The organism is Psychromonas sp. SA13A, assembly GCF_011378715.1.
GTDB lineage: Bacteria > Pseudomonadota > Gammaproteobacteria > Enterobacterales > Psychromonadaceae > Psychromonas.
The window spans coordinates 25,361-42,705 of the sequence record NZ_WTKU01000012.1; the positions used below are offsets into that span (position 1 = coordinate 25,361).

At 36.9% G+C, this 17,345-nt stretch carries 17 protein-coding genes; 13 read left to right on the top strand and 4 right to left on the bottom strand.

Translation table 11 applies throughout. The features are described from left to right. The first annotated feature begins 104 nt into the window (after positions 1-104). Together GQR44_RS11840 and sixA are read left to right on the top strand one after the other, a co-directional pair. Positions 105-245, top strand: a complete 141-nt coding sequence (locus GQR44_RS11840; RefSeq protein ID WP_084296167.1) for a TIGR02808 family protein — start codon at positions 105-107, stop codon at positions 243-245. A gap of 106 nt (positions 246-351) precedes the next feature. Further along, the gene (gene sixA, locus GQR44_RS11845) at positions 352-828 is read left to right on the top strand and encodes a phosphohistidine phosphatase SixA (RefSeq protein ID WP_166371984.1); all 477 of its coding nucleotides are present in this window, start codon (positions 352-354) and stop codon (positions 826-828) included. Between the two features lie 154 nt (positions 829-982). Here sixA and GQR44_RS11850 read toward each other — a convergent pair whose 3' ends face one another. Continuing rightward, positions 983-1,588 (bottom strand): TetR family transcriptional regulator, encoded by a 606-nt coding sequence (locus GQR44_RS11850; protein WP_166371985.1) that lies wholly within the window; start codon positions 1,586-1,588, stop codon positions 983-985. A gap of 138 nt (positions 1,589-1,726) precedes the next feature. On the opposite strand from GQR44_RS11850, the gene GQR44_RS11855 reads away from it, so the two are divergent. From GQR44_RS11855 to GQR44_RS11885, 7 genes are all read left to right on the top strand, one after another. Then, complete coding sequence (locus GQR44_RS11855; protein WP_166371986.1) at positions 1,727-2,182, top strand: VOC family protein; 456 nt, start codon at positions 1,727-1,729, stop codon at positions 2,180-2,182. 40 nt (positions 2,183-2,222) lie between these two features. After that, on the top strand, positions 2,223-3,140 hold the full coding sequence (locus GQR44_RS11860) for a pyridoxamine 5'-phosphate oxidase family protein (RefSeq protein WP_166371987.1): 918 nt from the start codon (positions 2,223-2,225) through the stop codon (positions 3,138-3,140). A 235-nt stretch (positions 3,141-3,375) separates the two neighbouring features. Continuing rightward, a complete protein-coding gene (locus tag GQR44_RS11865; protein WP_028867049.1) occupies positions 3,376-3,714 on the top strand; it encodes a metalloregulator ArsR/SmtB family transcription factor in 339 nt (112 codons plus the stop codon). Between the two features lie 178 nt (positions 3,715-3,892). Beyond that, positions 3,893-4,894 carry an ArsJ-associated glyceraldehyde-3-phosphate dehydrogenase gene (locus GQR44_RS11870; RefSeq protein WP_166371988.1) on the top strand — a complete coding sequence of 334 codons (1,002 nt, stop codon included), beginning with the start codon at positions 3,893-3,895 and terminating at the stop codon, positions 4,892-4,894. Positions 4,895-4,948: 54 nt separating this feature from the next. Further along, on the top strand, positions 4,949-6,172 hold the full coding sequence (gene arsJ / locus GQR44_RS11875; protein WP_166371989.1) for an organoarsenical effux MFS transporter ArsJ: 1,224 nt from the start codon (positions 4,949-4,951) through the stop codon (positions 6,170-6,172). 423 nt (positions 6,173-6,595) lie between these two features. Further along, positions 6,596-7,471, top strand: a complete 876-nt coding sequence (locus tag GQR44_RS20055) for a HEPN domain-containing protein (RefSeq protein ID WP_166371990.1) — start codon at positions 6,596-6,598, stop codon at positions 7,469-7,471. 297 nt (positions 7,472-7,768) lie between these two features. Next, entirely contained in the window at positions 7,769-8,062 is a 294-nt protein-coding gene (locus GQR44_RS11885) for a hypothetical protein (protein ID WP_166371991.1), read from the top strand. A 1,079-nt stretch (positions 8,063-9,141) separates the two neighbouring features. Here GQR44_RS11885 and GQR44_RS11895 read toward each other — a convergent pair. The 3 genes from GQR44_RS11895 to GQR44_RS11905 all read right to left on the bottom strand — a co-directional run bounded on the left by GQR44_RS11895 (position 9,142) and on the right by GQR44_RS11905 (position 11,828). Beyond that, entirely contained in the window at positions 9,142-9,525 is a 384-nt protein-coding gene (locus GQR44_RS11895) for a 3D domain-containing protein (protein ID WP_166371992.1), read from the bottom strand. 50 nt (positions 9,526-9,575) lie between these two features. Beyond that, on the bottom strand, positions 9,576-10,400 hold the full coding sequence (locus GQR44_RS11900; RefSeq protein ID WP_166371993.1) for a DUF2914 domain-containing protein: 825 nt from the start codon (positions 10,398-10,400) through the stop codon (positions 9,576-9,578). A 384-nt stretch (positions 10,401-10,784) separates the two neighbouring features. Further along, positions 10,785-11,828, bottom strand: coding sequence for a GMP reductase (locus tag GQR44_RS11905; protein WP_166371994.1), 1,044 nt, complete (start codon positions 11,826-11,828; stop codon positions 10,785-10,787). Positions 11,829-12,345: 517 nt separating this feature from the next. Between GQR44_RS11905 and GQR44_RS11910 the strand changes: the two genes are divergently transcribed. From GQR44_RS11910 to GQR44_RS11925, 4 genes are all read left to right on the top strand, one after another. Continuing rightward, positions 12,346-13,695, top strand: a complete 1,350-nt coding sequence (locus GQR44_RS11910; RefSeq protein WP_166371995.1) for a PTS transporter subunit EIIC — start codon at positions 12,346-12,348, stop codon at positions 13,693-13,695. Between the two features lie 92 nt (positions 13,696-13,787). Beyond that, positions 13,788-14,726, top strand: a complete 939-nt coding sequence (locus GQR44_RS11915) for a carbohydrate kinase (protein ID WP_166371996.1) — start codon at positions 13,788-13,790, stop codon at positions 14,724-14,726. A gap of 1 nt (position 14,727) precedes the next feature. Further along, positions 14,728-16,170 (top strand): sucrose-6-phosphate hydrolase, encoded by a 1,443-nt coding sequence (locus GQR44_RS11920; RefSeq protein WP_166371997.1) that lies wholly within the window; start codon positions 14,728-14,730, stop codon positions 16,168-16,170. A gap of 9 nt (positions 16,171-16,179) precedes the next feature. Then, positions 16,180-17,208 carry a LacI family DNA-binding transcriptional regulator gene (locus GQR44_RS11925; protein ID WP_166371998.1) on the top strand — a complete coding sequence of 343 codons (1,029 nt, stop codon included), beginning with the start codon at positions 16,180-16,182 and terminating at the stop codon, positions 17,206-17,208. The last annotated feature ends 137 nt before the right edge of the window (positions 17,209-17,345 follow it).

Below are 17,345 nucleotides of genomic sequence, written 5' to 3' on the forward strand. Positions count from 1 at the left end.
ATATTGTAATAGATCAAAAGCTTTGCTGAAAAAAGACTTTTATTATTTTATTTAGGCTATATTGATTGTATTACTTTATCCATTCATTATTTAAGGGAACCACTATGAGTCAATTAGAATCGATCATTTGGCATGTACTAGGTTATATGGCTATGCCAACTATTTTTGTGGCTGGTTTTGTCGCTGTATTTATAGGTGCTGTTGCTATTTTAAAAATCTCAGGTGATACACCTGTCGAAGATTAATCAAAGCATGTTAATACTACCTATAAAGATAGCTATCAATTGTTTATAATGCTCAAGCTCCATTTTAATGTAATGGGGCTTTTTTTTGCTCAGGAGAAATAAGTTTATGCAGATATATATAATGCGCCACGGACAGGCAGAGATGATGGCTTATTCAGATGCTGAGCGTAATTTGACCGATATCGGTCGTTTAGAGTCTGAATTAATGGCTAAATATTTAGTGGAACAGGATGTGTCACTAGATGCCGTATTAGTCAGTCCCTATGTTAGAGCGCAGCAAACTTGGGAGTCTGTAAGCCCATTTTTTGAAGGTGTTACTAACATTCAAGTATTACCTTGTTTGACCCCTAGCGGCAGCGCCCGTAAAACGGTGGATGAGTTATTAGTAATGCAAGCACAAGGGGTGAAGTCAGTGATGATTATTTCTCACCTACCTTTAGTGGGTTATATTGTGGGTGAGCTAGCACCTGCAGCTGGCGTGCCTGCTTTTTCAACGTCAGCGGTTGGACACCTTTCTTTGAGTGATGAAGATGGTTTTGCCGAGTTATTAAGTTTGACAACGGTTCCTCAAATAAGCGATTAATATTGCTCAAACAAGAGTAATGAATAACAACTGTCTCAGCCCTAAAAGTGTGTTGCTGAGATGGTAAGTTATTATTATCGGTTATTCCAATCAATAGATTTGCTCAGTTTAAAATGCCCGAAATCCGAAATCCGAAATCCGAAATCTTAAAGCATTAAATCAATTGTCTAGCCATCTCTTTTGCGAGCAAGGCTGATTGTTTCATACCCCGCGTGTGAGCCATCACAATAGCCCCTTCAATTAATAAACCTATTTGATCCGCTTTGTGACTTTCTTGTTCTGCTAACTGTGCACCGATGACATCTACAATCGCTTGTTTATGTTTTGCCGCAAAAAGATTGATTGGATGATTAGGATCGGCATATTCCGCACTGACATTAATAAAGTTACAGCCAAAGAACGTTTCACTGTTAAACCAATCATTTAAATCATCAAAAATATCCAATAGTTTTTCACTATCTGCTTTATTCGTTGCCGCATTAGTTGATGCGTTATTCATGGTTTTTTGGTCCGTTAAGTCATGCTTTAACTGTGTTTTAGTATTGTTATCAATGGTCGCTTGAAGTCTTGTAATCACTTGTTCATGACGAAGTTGCAGCGCAGCTAAAATTAACGCCTCTTTACTGCGAAAATGTTTGTATAGGGTTGCTTTGGAAACCCCTGATTCCGCTAAAATCAAATCAATACCCGTTGCATGGTAGCCATATTGATTAAACAGAGTCAGCGCAGTTTCGATCAAATGTTGTTTTCTTGGTTGCATATTATCGATTGTCCTTTAGACCACCATTTTATTTTTAGTAAGTATAACCAATTTAAACTTGACGTAAACAGTTCTGTTCACCTATAGTGAGTGAACAGATTTGTTCACTCTAATTTATAAAACTAAAAGGGCTTCATTATGTGCACTACTTCATCATCAAATACAGCATCAAACACAACTACAAACAGCGATGTAACGGCTATTACTACTTTAGGTATTCACCATCTTGGTCTGAGCGTTACCAATATTAAAGAGGTGGCTAGTTTTTTCATTGAGCAATTAAATTTTAAACAGGTCGGTGAAAAACCTGACTACCCAGCTATTTTTATCTCTGATGGTACGGTGATGTTGACGTTATGGCAGATTAAAGATGTTGATAATAGAGTGGAGTTTGACCGTACAAAAAATGTAGGCCTACATCATTTTGCCTTGAAAGTTAGCACTATCGATCAGTTACAAGCCGTTTATCAAAACCTGACTAAACTCGATAATGTTGAGATTGAATTTGCACCAGAAGCCTTAGGTACTTCACCTTTTCAACACATGATGTGTTTGATCCCAGGTGGCATTAGACTTGAACTTATTAGTGAATAGTAAGTTAACAAAAAAATCTAATTATAAGTGAGTTAATCAAATGAATAAACTAGTGGTCAATAGCTGGCATCAAGGTGAATTATCGGTACAAAAACGTGCGGGTACAGCGCAAAAAATGGCAGAAATTGGCCCTAAATTTATTCGAGAATTTATGCCACAACAACATCGTGATTTTTTTCAATCTCTATCGATGATATATATCGGTTATAGTGATTCAAAGTCGGAAACTCGCGCCAGCCTATTATTTGGTGAACCCGGCTTTATAACTTCATCCAGTGAAACCACCTTGCAGATCAATACACAATATTCGCTTAATGATTTTAATAATAATCATCTTAATGTGGGTGATAGGATTGGGTTGTTGGGGATTGAGTTTATCAGTAAAAGGCGCAACCGACTCAACGTGATAATTACCGATATCAACCAAAAAAATATTCAAGTTAAGGTATTACAAAGCTACGGCAATTGTCCTAAATATATTCAACCTAAAATACTGGTAACGAATCCACATTATGATGCTCAATCAACTAGTTCGACCGTATCGTTAACGCAAAACATTCAAGAATTGATAATTAATGCAGATGCCTTTTTTATTGCCAGCCGCTTTGATGATGGACAGGCATTAAATAATCGAGGTGTTGATATTTCTCATCGAGGTGGTGTGGCTGGTTTCATTACTATTAATGAAAAAGGACAGTTATTAGTGCCTGATTACGTTGGTAATGGTTTTTTTAATACCTTAGGTAATTTGTTAGAAAATCCTATTGCGAGTTTATTATTTTGCGATTGGCAACAAGGTCATGCCTATCAAATAACGGTATCAAGTGAAATTTTGTGGTCAGAGCAAAGACTACAAAGTATTCAAGTGAATACGCAACAAAAAACAGCACGCACACTTTGTTTTACTCCAATTAAAATAGAAAAATTAACCGATAGCTTGGCGTATCGAGTTATTTAATCGTGATGTTTTATTACCTCCTATTTGGTTAAAATATTAATTCATTCATATTCCTGTCATAGAACCTGCATACCATTCGATCTGAAAAACAGCTTCATCTCAGCTGAAACGTATCTTTATGATATTAAAAAATATTTCACGTTTATTATTTCTGAAATTATTTTATTAATTTTTTCGTTGAAATATTATTCAATTAATTTAACATATGTGGATATTCGTATATGTGGATGTAGTTATGTTACCTAACCAATTTTTCAAAATGTTATCAGATGAAACACGTTTACGTTGTTTGATTTTAATTGCGCGTGAAGATCGCGTGAGTGTCGGTGAATTATGTATCGCGCTGGAACAAAGCCAGCCCAAAATTTCAAGGCATCTTGCTATTTTACGACAGTCAGGTGTGTTACTTGATCAACGTGAAGGGCAGTGGGTGTATTACAAAGTGAATTCAGAGTTGCCAGGATGGATGCGTAAAGTCATTAGTGGATTAACCGCATCCAATTGCTTGAAAGCAGAATATCAACAAGATATTGAAAAATTTCAACTTGCGAAACAAATAGCTAAAACAAGTTAGTCGCTAAAACAAATTAGTTACTAAAAAATAATTAAAAACTTAATCGGTAACGCCTGTGTTAACTGTCTTGAAAAACACCGAACTCAGGCTTGGTCTAAAACAATTAATGCTAACGAAAGCTTATTACTTGAATTCGAGAATGCTAATAAAAGCTTAATTTATAAAAGTGAGAAATGTAATGACAATTAAAGTAGGTATAAATGGATTCGGACGTATCGGTCGTTTAGCAATGCGTGCAGCATTTGATTGGCCTGAAGTAGAATTTGTACTAATCAATGATGTCGCAGGTGATGCCGCAACATTAGCTCATCTATTAGAGTTCGATTCAGTACAAGGGCGCTGGAAGCATGAGGTGGCTTGTACCAAAAATACCATGCAAGTTGCGGGTAAATCGATTGCGGTGACACAACAGGGTGAAATTGATGCTGTGGATTGGTCTGCTTGTGATGTTGTGATTGAGGCAACGGGTGTGAATCGAGATAAAGCATTATTAGATAAATACATTCAACAAGGTGTGAAGCGTGTGGTGGTATCTGCACCGGTTAAGCATCCTGACATCGCAAACATTGTTGTGGGTGTGAATGACCATGTTTTTGATCCGCAGTTACATAAAATTGTTACCGCTGCGTCATGTACTACTAACTGCTTGGCGCCAATCGTTAAAGTTATTCATGAAAAAATTGGTATCAGCAACGCCGCATTTACGACTATTCATGATTTAACTAACACTCAAACTATTCTTGATGCACCGCATAAAGATCTACGTCGTGCCCGTGCCTGTGGCATGAGTTTGATCCCAACCACAACTGGGTCAGCGAAAGCGATTGTAGAAATATTTCCAGAATTAAAAGATAAAATAAATGGTCACGCAGTACGTGTTCCCTTAGCTAATGCTTCATTAACCGATATCGTTTTTGAAGTAGCGCGCGATACTACGGTGGAAGAAGTCAATCAGTTATTAGCAGAAGCGGCTGACGGTGAACTAGCAGGTATCTTAGGGTTTGAAATGCGCCCGTTAGTTTCAATCGATTACCGAGGAGACCAACGCTCAACCATTGTTGATGGATTATCTACCATGTTGATTGGTAAGCGTATGTTAAAAATCTACGCTTGGTACGATAACGAAATGGGTTATGCAACGCGTACCGCTGAGTTAATGAAAAAAGTCGCTTTAGCTTAAACGACTTAAACGACTTAAACGACTTAATCGCAGGTAGCATTAGGAATAGTAGCAATGAAGTGGTTTTTAAAGCTTGATAAATCCTTAAGACAGTACCTTTTAGTAACGTTTAACTATTGGAACTTTACTGTCACTGACGGCGCACTGCGTATGTTAGTGGTGCTGTACTTTTATCAACTGGGTTACAGCCCATTAAATATTGCTTTATTGTTTTTATTTTATGAAATTTTTGGTGTGGTGACTAACCTTGTTGGCGGTTGGTTAGGTGCAAGAGTAGGTTTAAATCGCACCATGAATATCGGTTTAGGTATGCAAGTGTTTGCATTATTGCTACTGACCGTCCCCAGTGAATGGTTAACTATTCCTTGGGTGATGATGGCACAGGCTTTGTCGGGTATTGCCAAAGATCTGAATAAAATGAGTGCCAAAAGTTCCATCAAAACCCTCATTCCTAATAACCAACAAGGTAAACTTTATCATTGGGTTGCAGTATTAACTGGTTCCAAAAATGCTTTAAAAGGCGCGGGGTTTTTCATTGGTGGTTTACTGTTAACGCTGGTGGGATTCCAAGTTGCTTTGTTGATCATGGCAGGCGTTTTAAGCGTAGTATTTATAATGAGTTTATTGTTCCTAGAAGGGGACTTAGGCAAAGCAAAAACTAAACCTAAATTTAGCCAGATGTTCTCTAAATCTGGTCCCGTGAACATATTGTCAGCGGCGCGATTATTCTTGTTTGCTTCACGTGATGTCTGGTTTGTAGTAGCTCTGCCTATCTACTTAGCGAGTATCTTTGGTTGGTCACATTCAATAGTTGGTGGTTTCTTGGCTGCTTGGGTGATTGCCTACGGCATCGTGCAAGGATTTGCGCCTAAGATCACTGCGTTCTTTGCTAAAGAGGGCTCAGCGCCAGGCGGTAAACATGCCATGTTATGGTGTGCATTATTAGCAGTTGTGACAGGTGTATTAGCAGCAGGCATTCAACTTGAATGGCAAGTGCAGAAACTGATAATCGTGGGTTTATTAATCTTTGGTGCAATCTTCGCCATTAACTCATCTTTACATTCTTACTTAATCATCAGCTATGCCAAACAAGATGGCGTGTCATTAGATGTAGGTTTTTACTATATGGCAAATGCCATGGGGCGTTTAGTAGGAACCGTATTATCTGGGTGGGTTTACCAAGCCTACGGTTTTGCCGCCTGTTTATGGATAGCCTTTGCATTTCTGCTAATCACCTGTTTGATTTCATTAAAGCTGCCGGAGTCGAGTAAAGTGTAGTTAAGGAAATTTAAGTAAAGGATAAATTAACTCTTTGGAATAAGGGCTACGGATAACGTTTTTTCACATTTTATTTTAATATTAAACATATTTTTAGGTTTTAAATTACGTATTTGAGATTGTTGTTCACGTAAAAAAATATGTTGAGAATAATATAGAAATATTAGCGGAAAAGTATTTAAAGATGGTGCTGTAGAGAAAGCCATTGAATATTGGTATAAAAACTTAACAATACGACAAGAATGAAAGGGCAAATGACTGGTATCGTTTTGCATAAAGGCAAAAGTGCATAAACGATATCAACTTGTACTCCGATTAACTAAGTGTTAAGTGTCATTTTAAAGTTGGGAGAATACCATTACCGTTACTTATCAATTTAGAATTCGTTTTAATATTTCTAGTAAGGGGAATATTACAGGGGATGTGAAAAAGTATAGGTTTAAATTACCTAGCGGTGAAAATGCAGTCTTAGTCGCTATTGATGCCAAAACTATTTCAGAGTCCACTCGATTTTTTATCCTTTCTGGAGGTTTTTATAGTGAAAACGATGCTTTATTAGCCGGCACAACAATGAAAAATTCATTATTATGTTTTGCGGTTAAATGTCGTATAGGTATTGATTTGGGAAAAAACAAAGCAAGCTGCTTTTTAGGGGATAGCATTAGAGAGGCCCAATTTAGAGAAAGTGGAATTAGACTAGAGCCAGACGTACATGGGCTTAGTGTTTACTCAGAAGAGCACCCTATCTCTTATGTTTTTTCACCCAGAATGAATAGCATTAGAAATGCTAAAGACTGCTCTCTTTTTTCTAATGAAATTTGCTCTTTATTTAGCAGTGGTAAAAAAATTAGTAATAAAGTTCTTTTAGCAATGGAATTAGTTACAGCTTCATTTTTTGAAACGAGTTCGCGTTCTAAATTTTTAACTTTAGTACTTGCAGCTGAAGCTATTCTCGTCATTGATAGTAAGAATGAAAAAGTTAAAGCAGTAGTTAAAGAGCTTATTTCTGTGGTAAGAAGTACAGAGCTTAGTGAATCTGAACAAAATTCTATAGCAGGATCATTAAAATGGTTAAAAAAAGATTCTATATCTTTAAGTTTAAAAAAAATGGCTATTGAATACTTATCTGAAAAGCAATACAACGGGGTAGATTCACATATTTTTATTAAAGAATGTTATGACGCCAGAAGTAAATTAGTACATGAAGGGGGAGTGGATGAAAGCAAATATAATATTAGTAGATTGGCGTCAGCCATGGAAGTTTATATGTCTGATATGTTGTTAGCAATAATAGAGTAATTACTATTTGTCAAAAGAGGTTGTATGTTGGGCTACAAGTGCACAAATATTTAGTCGTGTACAGCATCTAACTTTGCGCAATATTTTAATTAACCTATTTATCCGTTGAATAGTTGAATTGGTTCCTATTAATAGTAGTTTTGGACACCCACAAACTTTGACCAATATTCAGGCAAATTATGTGAACATCACCGTCAATGGATGGTTTAAGCATTAATCAATTCAAGTTGATTTTCAGTATTAATATTTGTGGGCATGTTGCGTTATGTGCTGTTTTCTCAAGGAGGTTGGACTGACGTGGTATCTTTAATCATAATGGCTTCAATGATTACTTTGTTTTTTACGATCGTCGCGCTGTTCTTTAAATTGAAGTATGTATTAAGCCTTTATGTCATTGGTAATATATTGGTATTTTTTATATTAGATTGGGTTTTACATCCTCTACAAAGTAGCTATATGTTTATTTATAGCCAACTACCAGCATTAATTTTATCTGCAATTGGGATTTATATCAGTCATAAATTTCAACCCCATGTGATTAATAAAGTGAAGTGTATGCAGTTAAAGTTGTTCTGTGGTTCAAAGGAATAAATAACTGGGATCAGATTAAAATTAGATAGTTAAATCTCTAAACTTAGTTTTTGATAAGTGTGGGTCGGCTACGCTCATCATTTAGAATAGATATTTCCAGCTTTGTATTTCGCCCTAGCGGCGTGTTACTTTCTTTTACTTGCCCAAAATAAAGTAACCAAAGAACTTGACTGTACAGGCACCCAAGCCATCTTTTTGATCTTGTATTATTCAACGTCTTTTTAACGCACTACTCAAAACAGCACATCCATGTGCTGATTTGAGCTATACCTGACGTGCTGTTGAACATAGTACGTGAGTAGGAGATGTCCATATATGGAAACTAAGAATTCCAACTAATTAATGAGTAAAGTCGACGCTCATTGTGGCTACGTCCATTCCCCCGTTATGTTTTTCTGGCTCAATGAGTGCCTTTAGCAAGTTTAGGCATGGATGCCGTTGCTAGTTCAGCTCGATACAGGGATGTGGAGTATGAACGGTGCGTTAAGAAGGTAATCATTGAGTCAGATTAAAAAAACTATCGGGGCCAGTCTCTTTGCTTACTTTCTCTGCTGGCAGAGAGAAAGTAAAGTCGGCGACATGGCGAAATCAAAGTTAATAAATACCCAAGTGATAGGATGAGCAAAGACGAACGGTAAATGTGATCCCCATAGGTCACTCTATTTCACTACATAATAAAGTAATGCAATGATGAGTTGAATCTACCGGCTTAGACATAAGTGAAGCATGTTTTTTAAGTCCTCCAACTTAAAAGCCTGCGTTCTAGCACACCAACAAACCAATTTATAATCACGTCAAGAACAGATAAAATAAATACACGTCAAAAAATATTTATAAATCATTGGGTTACCGTGCTTTAGATACATGGGCGCCTATTCCATAACAGTCCAAAGCTTTGCCCCATGTGAATATAACCTCTATCCACATTATCAATAGCTGTATAGGTCGTACCAGGGTCGGAGTGAAAGAGACTAATGCGATTAAGGCATACTTTGAACCTTCATTGTCCTAGTTGTGGACATCAATTCCTTTATTAAGTATTCCGAATCAAGCTATCTTATCGCTGAATAGTTAAATTGCTAATCCTGATCAATCCAATATATCACTACTTCTTGCTTTCCCCATTGGTTTGCTTTTTCGACATCCTCTCCCATGTAGATATCAATTTTATTGGTCCAACGTTTATTCATTTTATCCAGTACTGTGTATTTTCCATCAAATCCTTCGATTCTTACTTCTTGTTGGTGAGTTAATCCCAATTTGATTAAGTCTCTTGATACTGCGATTGATTTCATTCCTGGTTTCAAGGTATCACCCCATGCCGCTAGGTTTGGAGTTGAATCAGTTTCACCAACACTTGACGTATAGGCACTTGCCGTTACCGTTAAAGATTGTTCTGCTTCAGCACAACTCATGAGAGAGAGTATGCCCATTGCAGTTATAAGGTAAAAGCTCGGCTTCATAAAATGTTGTCCCTTGTAAAAATCAAAGTAAGTAAACCTAGTAAGCAAAGCTAATAAGTAAATCTATTGACGGCGAGTATTTCATCCTGCCCATTTTTTAGTTCTACTTTCCATTGTCCGTGCATTGTTGGTTGAATAAATTTACTTGAATGGCTTCTCCAACGATCACCGTTAATCGCTAATTTAACCTTTGCAATCTGCTGACCATCCATACTCCAAATATAATAGAGTGTGGTATCTTTTAAATCATTAACTTCAGAAAAGGCATACACGGTTGCGATATTATCTTTGAAAATAATGTTATCGATCTTACCATTAGGCTCATTTTCTATTACTGATGAGGTAATAACAAAACGCGCGACATTACTCGACAGTATTTCAATGTCAGATTGAGAGAATATAGCAGCATTGTCTGTATTTTCTATGGTTGAATTAGTCGAGGGGGCCGATACTGACTCAGTTTTCGTTAAACTTTCACTTTTATCTTGATAACTATTGCTGGTAGATTCCGTGATTTTATCATTTAACAATTCATCTGTTTGTGCTGTTATTTTAGCTTTTTCGCTTTCAGCTTTGTCTGATATTGTAATGGAGGAGGGTGACACTTCATCTTTTTCTACCGCGCTAGGAGTTTTGTTTGTTGGTGTTAACGCTGCGGTACTCACTACCGGTATTGCCGTTTTTTTATCAGAGAGATTATTTTGCTCGGAATAATATCCACTCGCAAAAATAAATGACCAAATTGCAATGATAACAAGCAACAAAACCCCTAAAATCCTTCCCCAATGATAACCATGAGTGTCTTCGTCCTGCGATATATTGCTCTGTCTTCGATTAAAGTTAACACGGATGGTAAATTTTTCCGATTCCTTCATATTGTTATTCTCACTGAAGTTTGAGAAATAGATGGTTGTATTTAAAATGCGCTTTAAATTCAGCTATTATTTCGGGTTGTTTAAGTATGATTTGCTTTTAATTTTGCTTTTATTTTTCTGATTTATGCTAATGCCTGCATTCCCCAGTGTGCTGAACCATCTGATGTTGCCATTAAATATTGCGTTCAAGCACTGCCATCAAAAGTTGTTATCAAACGTTGCCATAGGTGGGTATTTTTTTAAATATCTATAATTGTATATTTGCCGTTTTTTAAGTGCTTCAGCTACATTTATTATTTATTACTTTTGGGGTGAAGAAGGGTATCACTACGAATACCCTTCTTTGAACTCCATAGCCCATAACGACTTGGCTCAGATAGGACGTTATTCTTTACCGTAAACGTTATTTTCTTGTTCTTGCACGCGAATAAACGTAGTGCGTTTAGTTAGTTCTTTGAGCTTAGATGCACCTACATAAGTACAGGTTGAACGAACACCACCCATGATATCTTCAATGGTTGCATTAACGCTACCTTTATAGGAAAGCAGTACTGTTTTTCCTTCGGCAGCACGGTATTTAGCGACACCACCAGAATGTTTTTTCATTGCGCTTTGTGAAGACATGCCATAAAACTTCATGAATTGCTTACCATCCTGTTCGATGATTTCACCGCCGCTTTCTTGGTGGCCTGCGAGCATTCCACCTAACATTACAAAATCAGCACCACCACCAAAGGCTTTTGATACATCACCGGGGCAACTACAGCCGCCGTCACCGATGATCATGCCACCTAAACCATGAGCAGAATCAGCACATTCAATAATGGCAGACAGTTGAGGATATCCAACGCCTGTTTTTACACGGGTGGTGCATACTGAGCCAGGTCCAATACCTACTTTCACAATATCAGCGCCTGCTAAAATAAGTTCTTCAACCATGTCTCCGGTGACTACGTTACCTGCACTGATTACTTTGTCTGGGAACTCAGCTCTAACACGCTCAACATAATCAACGAGGTGTTCAGAATAGCCATTTGCAATATCAACACAGATAAAAATGAGATCATCTGTTAATGCCATAATCTGTTTGGTTTTTTGAAAGTCAGCTTCAGAAGTCCCTGAAGACACCATCATATTCTTTAATACATTGGCATCAGTTTTATTAATAAAAGTAGCCCATTCTTCAACACTATAATGTTTGTGAATAGCCGTCATTACATTATGGGAAGCCAGCGTTTCAGCCATCTCAAAAGTTGCAACTGAGTCCATATTAGCGGCAATAATGGGCACGCCTGACCATTCACGTCCACTATGTTTAAAAGTATAAGAGCGAGTTAGGTCTACTTGAGAGCGACTTTTAAGCGTGGATCGTTTAGGACGAAAAAGTACATCTTTAAAGCCTAACTTTAAATCTTGTTCAATACGCATGATTATTCCTTTTGAGATCAGCCATTAATAATAATGCCTATGTTTTGATCGGCTAAAAATCAAAACACTAAAAAATGGGCAAAAAAAACCGGGGCATTTGATATTTATCAAAGGCCCCGGTTTTCAGTATTGTACGGTGTAAATTAATTATGGCAACTTATAACATGCTATTAAACAACTTGTTAATTCATTAATTTGAAGGAAGTAACCTATATTTACTGCAAAATAATAACTTTTATGAACTAGCATAGCATCATTTTGGATTAAATTTTTCCTACTTTACTACTTTGGTTTTCACCTCTTTTATATGTAATGTCCTTCTCTAAATCGAATTTTTATTAATAGTACTGCTTAATACTCAGCGTCAGTAAGTAAAAACTTTAAGCATGATAAAGGTGATGAACTTCATATTATTTAAAATGAAGTTAGCTCGTTATTGATCTTAAAATATAGATGTGAAAAGCTTACCATGTTGTGTGAAAAGGTTTTCACATTTTTTGTTTACGTGAGGTTACAAATGAATAATGACATCGCAGGATCGTTGCTAAAATCATTGGGCGGCAAAGAAAATATAAGGGCTATGGAACACTGTTCAACTAGATTACGAATTGTGGTTGATGACAACAACTTGGTGGATCCCAAAGCAATTAAAAAAGTAGAAAAAGTAGCGGGTTACTTTTTTCAATTTGGCCAACATCAAATTGTTATCGGTACGGGGTTGGTCAATGAAATTTATAGTATTTTGAAAAATATGGTCGGTGAGACTGACGATAATGCAAAAAGTGCAGCTTACGATGACTTAAATGTCTTTCAAAAATCACTGCGTGCTTTAGCAGATGTGTTTGTACCATTGATACCCGTTTTAGTAGCTACTGGCCTATTTATGGGCTTACGTGGATTTGCTCAGCAATTAGGTATGACATTTTCAAGTGACTTGCTTGTTATGTCACAAATGATCACTGATACCGTTTTTATATTTCTACCTGCTCTTGTTGTGTGGTCTGCGTTTAATCGATTTGGTGGTACACCGGTTATTGGTATTGTGCTTGGTTTAATGTTGATAGCCCCGATGTTGCCAAATGCATGGGACGTAGCGAGTGGGAATGCCGAAGCGCTTACATTTGGTATATTTAAAGTGCAAGGTTTTCAAGGGACAATTATTCCTGCCCTTATCGTCGGTATTTTTGGGTCGTATGTAGAACGTTGGATTAAATCCTGGATGCCATCTGTAGTTGCCCTTGTATTCACACCATTTTTAACCATTATTATTGCCGTGTTTGCTGGGTTGTTAGTTATTGGCCCTGTATTTAATGTTGTAGAACATGGGGTAATGATTTCAGCTGATGCGATTATTAACTTACCATTTGGCTTAGGCGGCGCTATTTTTGGTGGTATTCAACAAGTATTGACAGTGACAGGTCTGCATCATTCATTAATGGTTGTCGAACTTGACTTCCTTTCTTCCATTAAAGGTGTGAATCCGCTCAATGCTTTCATTACCGCTTCGATGGCTGGGCAAGCTGGTGCAGCTATCGCTTACACCATGACCATTAAAGATAAAAAAGAAAAAGCGCTTAAATACTCTTCGATAATACCTTGTTTCTTTGGGATCACTGAACCGCTACTTTTTGGTGTCACATTAACAAACTCAAAAGTATTTATCTCTGGCATTATCGGTGGCGCAATTGCAGGTACATTTGCCGCTATTACACATATTGCTCCAGCCGTAATGGGCGTTACTTTTTTACCCGCAATACCTGCGTATCTAGGTCATGGGCTAGGAATGTATTTAGCAATGATTGTTATCGGAATGGGAAGTGCAATGATTTTCACTAAAATATTAGTAAGACCAAATACGAATAGATAGGGGGGATGGCTCACTATTTAATGAGCCATTTTTCTATCCATAGATATTTTTATCAACCAATAAATAGTTAATATATTTATAAAGGATCTAACATGAAAGTGGTTTGTATTGGTGAGTTGCTGATCGATTTTATTTGTACAGATACAAATAAGCAGTTGCATGACAGCGTAAATTTTATCAAAAAAGCCGGTGGTGCACCTGCTAATGTTGCGGCAACCGTCAGTAAGTTAGGAGGTAAAGCAGAGTTCATCGGAAAAGTGGGAAATGATCCTTTTGGTGTTTTTCTAAAGCAGGTGTTAACTGATGCTAACGTCGGAACTAAGGGGGTTTTATTTGATGCTGAACATCCAACTACATTAGCTTTTGTTTCGTTAACAGATGACGGAGAGCGAGACTTTGTGTTTAATCGAGGTGCGGATGGAGAGCTTACTCGGACTGATGTCTTGATAAAAACTAATCAGTCAGAAATTTATCATTTTGGCTCAGCAACAGCTCTTTTGCCTAGTGTTACAAGAGATACTTATATTAGTGTTATGGAAGAGTGTTCTTCAAAAGATGAGTTTGTTTCATTTGATCCTAATTACCGTTCAGCACTTTGGTTGAACGAAGATGCGTTCAAAACAGCCGTTTTACCCTGTTTAAAGTGGACACATTTGTTAAAAGTCAGTGAAGAAGAGTTAGTTATTTTAGGGGGAAACAATGATAGCTCTATTGGGCTTGAATATTTACATGGTCTTGGTTGCCCTTTTATTCTGGTGACACTTGGAAAAAAGGGAACATTAGTTTCTTATAATAACCTACATAAAATAGTACCCAGTATTCCTATCAAATCTATTGACTCTACGGGGGCAGGAGACGCTTTTATTGGCGCAATATTATATCAACTAGCAAAACATAGAAAAGTGAGTTTTGATCATTCTGAGTTATGTCAAATGGTGACGTTTGCAAACAAAGTAGGTGCATTAACTTGTACTCAAATGGGGGCAATATCTGCCATCCCAACATTAGACCAACTAAAGGAAGTAAAATAGTATGGTTGATTTGCTATTAAAGGCAGATAACGCTGCGAGTGCTGCTCTGTGTAATATTGAAGATCCATTTCGTCTTAAATACCATATAAGCCCAGCCGTTGGTTTGCTCAACGACCCTAATGGTTTTATAGAGCATAAAGGTATATATCATTTATTTTATCAATGGAATCCATTTGAATGCGCACATGGAAGTAAGTTTTGGGCACATTGTATCAGTGATGATTTAGTTAATTGGCGTTTGTTGCCTACAGCAATGGCACCTGATCAGGATTATGATAAAAATGGTTGTTATTCTGGTAGCGCGTTTGTTGATAATGAAAAGTTGATGCTATTTTATACTGGAAATGTAAAAAATAAAGATGGAACAAGGCTGTCAACTCAATGTATCGCAGAAGCGAATAGCTTAAATGACAAGTTTATAAAAAAGGGGCCTGTGATCGATAGTCCTCCTGCAGGTTATACTGCACATTTTCGTGACCCTAAAATTTGGCATGATAATGGGGTTTGGTATTGTGTGATTGGCGCACAAACGATCGATAAAAAAGGGCAGATATTATTATATCGTGCCACCAAGTTAAATGATTGGGAGTTAATGGGGCCATTAGCTGGTAGTGGGCTTAATGAATTGGGTTATTTTGGTTATATGTGGGAATGCCCAGATTTCTTTGAACTCGATAATAACCACATTTTGATATGCTCACCTCAAGGGATAGAAAAGGAGGGGGATAAGTACCACAATAAATATCAATCAGGATATTTTATAGGCTCATATAATATACAAGCTCATGAGTTTAAGCATAATGAATTTATAGAACTTGATCGCGGTTTTGAGTTTTATGCTCCGCAAACGACTACTGACTCAAAGGGACGGCGCTTAATGAGTGCGTGGATGGGAATACCCGAAGAAGATGAGCAACCCACATTAGCGTATAACTGGCTACATGCCCTAACACTGGTTCGTGAGCTTAAAATTAAAAATGGTCGTTTATATCAGTACCCAGTTGAAGAATTAAAACAGTTACGTAAAAACCAATTGAGTTATCAAGACATTCTAGTTAGCAATTCACAATCATTTACTCAAATACACACACCTTGCTGTGAAATTGAAATCGAATTAAATGACATTCAGGGGAAATGTGGTGTTCATTTTAATGCTTATGACCATTATCATATTGATCTTACATTCAACCCTAACAATAGCAAATTAAGTTTAGACCGAAATTCAACACCAAATCAATCAGGTGTACGCAGTTGTACATTGCTATCAAAGCAAAGTTTAAAGCTGCATATGTTTCTAGATAAATCATCTATTGAAATATTTGTTAATAATGGAGAAGAAGTTTTTACTAGCCGTGTGTTTCCATTAAGTGAAGCTCGTAATATTAGTATTTACTCCCATGGATCTTGTACAATAGCAAGATTTGATAAATATGACTTATCATGAGGTAACAGGTTGACGAAAAGTATTTTGAATCTAAAAGATATTGCTAATCTAGCGCAAACATCATCTTCCAGCGTATCAAGAGTGATCAACTCTTCTGGTTATGTAAAAAAAGAAGTACGTGATCGTATCCAAGTCATACTCGATGAAACAGGGTATCGGCCAAACGCATTTGCTAAAGCACTTCATAGCAAAAAAAGTCTTACAATTGGTGTTATTTTGCCAAAAATTAATGCCACTTCATCGGGTGAAAATGTTGCAGGTATTGATGATTATTTTTCAAAGCAAGGTTATAGCGTTATTCTCGGCAACACAAACCACTCTGTAGATAAAGAATTTGAATATCTTGACCTGTTTAAAGAGAAGCAAGTTGATGGGATTATTTTAATTGCAACAACACTCACCCCTGAACACCAGTCTCGTATTAAACGACTTCATATTCCTATTGTTATTATGGGACAAAAATCGTTAGATGGAACGCCATGTGTTGTATTTAATGAAATAGCAGCGGCTCAAGAGTTAACCAATTATTTACTCGATAATCATCATCATAATATTGGTTATATAGGGGTTAGCGAGGAAGATGTCTCAGTAGGAGTTGAGCGTAAACAAGGGTATTTGAATGCACTTGAAAAACATGGCATAAAGAAAGATGAACGGCTACTCAGCATCGGGGCATTTTCTGTTATAAGTGGCTATGATGCTTGTCAGCGTATATTCGAACAATTTGGTTCTGCTCCTGATGCAATATTTGCTGCAAACGATAAGATGGCAATTGGCGCAATAAACTATATTTTGGATCAAGGCCTTTCTATACCTGGAGATGTTAGCGTATGTGGGGTAGGTGGTGGAGTGTTTGCCCAACACTACAACCCAAAGATAACCTCTCTTTTTTATGACTCTAATTCAGCCGGAAGAGCAGCTGCAAACTTGTTATATCGATTGATACAGAGTGACGAAAAAGATTTCTTAAAAAATCATATTGAATTCGTTCAATATAAGTTAGAGATCAGAAATAGTGTCAAATTAAACAGTAATTGATTATTCGAAGTGATTACAATTTGTTGTCCGCCTAGATCAGCAATTAGTTTTGTCGTGTTATATACCCGTTAGCTATCAAAATGTATTATTCATTCGCTCACTAAGATGACAAAACAAGGCGTAACATGATGATAATG